The 1,777-nt window shown below is 57.7% G+C and carries 2 protein-coding genes; both read left to right on the forward strand.

Going from position 1 to position 1,777, the window contains the following annotated elements:
• The coding region (locus tag B3K78_RS08470) for a DUF1631 family protein (RefSeq protein WP_286695109.1) at positions 1 to 344 on the forward strand (344 nt) is incomplete at its 5' end.
• Between the two features lie 109 nt (positions 345 to 453).
• Entirely contained in the window at positions 454 to 1,734 is a 1,281-nt protein-coding gene (locus B3K78_RS08475) for an aspartate aminotransferase type Ic (RefSeq protein WP_286695110.1), read from the forward strand.
• The last annotated feature ends 43 nt before the right edge of the window (positions 1,735 to 1,777 follow it).

The following is a 1,777-nucleotide window of genomic DNA, read 5'->3' on the forward strand; positions in this document are numbered from 1 at the left end:
CCCACGGCACCACGCTCCCCGCCAGTGTCGACAATTTGCTGTACGGCCCGATGACCAGTATTTTGCTCTACCACTGGCTCCGCCACGGCAGTAACAGCGACGCCCTGCGCCGCAACCTCGGCCTGGTCGATGACATCTTGTGGTACATCAAGCCCCACCGCGACTGGGCACTGTTGCGTAAAGCCAAAGACATGGGCGGTGATATAGAGCAGCGCCTGCTCGACGGGCTCAAACGCATCAACCTCGACGACGACAGCGCCCGCTCCCTGGTTGACGAGCTCCACCAACTCAGACTCATTGCCTCCGGCATGTCGGGAATCAGCGGCCAAAGCGATCGACCTTGATCTGTGCCTTACTGCGACTAGTTAAAGCAGTTATACTAAGCGGCCTCGATACACCCAGTGTGTCGCGCGACTATCCAGCCAACGCTTAGTGCATTTTAAGGTGACGATCTTGCAACTCGACCAAGCATCTACGGAACAATTACGCGAATGGGAAAGCGCTCTCAGCGCAGAGTACGAACAGCATAAAGCCGCAGGGCTTAGCCTCGACCTGACACGGGGAAAACCCAGCAGCGACCAACTTAGCCTGTCCGACGCTATTCTCAGCGTGCTCGGCAATGACCTGAGCAACGACGGCGGCATCGACCTGCGCAATTACGGCGGCCTGGATGGCATAGCAGAGTGTAAGCGCCTTTTCGCGCCGGTATTAGACGTCAACGAAGACGAGATTCTCATCGGCGGCAACAGCAGCCTTACGCTGATGTATTTCGCGGTACTGTTTGCATCACAAATGGGCTTTGGCGACCTCGGCAAAGGCTGGAAAGCAGGCGGCGATACCGTCAAATTTCTTTGCCCGGTTCCCGGTTACGACCGTCATTTCTCCGTATGCGAACACCTGGGCATCGACATGATCCCGGTGGCGATGAACGACAACGGCCCGGACATGGACCAAGTAGAGAGCTTGGTGAAGGCCGATTCCAGCATCAAAGGCATCTGGTGCGTTCCCCGCTTCAGCAATCCCACCGGCATTGTTTACAGCGATGACGTGGTAGCGCGCATTGCCAAGCTGGCAACACTCGCCGGCGACAATTTCCGCGTTTTCTGGGACAACGCCTACGCGGTACACAGTTTGAGCGACAACGCGCCCAAACTGGCCAGTCTGATGGCTGCGGCCCGCAAGGCGGGTACTGAAGACAGCGTGTACTTGTTTGGCTCGACCTCTAAGATCACCTACGCTGGCGCAGGTGTCGCCTTTGTCGGTATGTCTGCCGCCAACCTCAAAGCCTTTAAAGCCCACTTGGGCATGACCCAAATTGGCCCGGATAAAGTCAACCAGTTGCGCCATGCCCGCCTGCTTAAAGACAGCGACGGCCTAGCTGACCACATGCGCCAACACGCCGCCGTGCTAAAACCGCGCTTCGACAGCGTACTCAAACACCTGAACGAAGGCATTGGCGACAGCGGCCTGCTCAGCTGGACAGCGCCCCAAGGTGGCTATTTTATTTCTGTGGATACCCTGCCGGGCCTGGCAAAACAAGTTGTGTCGATGGCAGCCGACGCCGGTGTAAAACTCACCCCGGCTGGCGCAACCTTCCCCTACGGCCAGGATCCAGAAGATCGCAATATCCGCATTGCACCCAGCGTGCCCTCGCTGGAGGAAATTGACCGCGCGATGCAGGTGTTCGTCAACTGCGTAAAACTGGCCTCGGTCAGACAGCGCCTCGCCAATTAGGGCCGTTATCGGCGCAATAAAAAAGGGGCCGATTGGCCCCTTT

This window comes from Spongiibacter sp. UBA1325 (genome assembly GCF_002306875.1).
GTDB classification, from domain to species: domain Bacteria; phylum Pseudomonadota; class Gammaproteobacteria; order Pseudomonadales; family Spongiibacteraceae; genus Spongiibacter; species Spongiibacter marinus.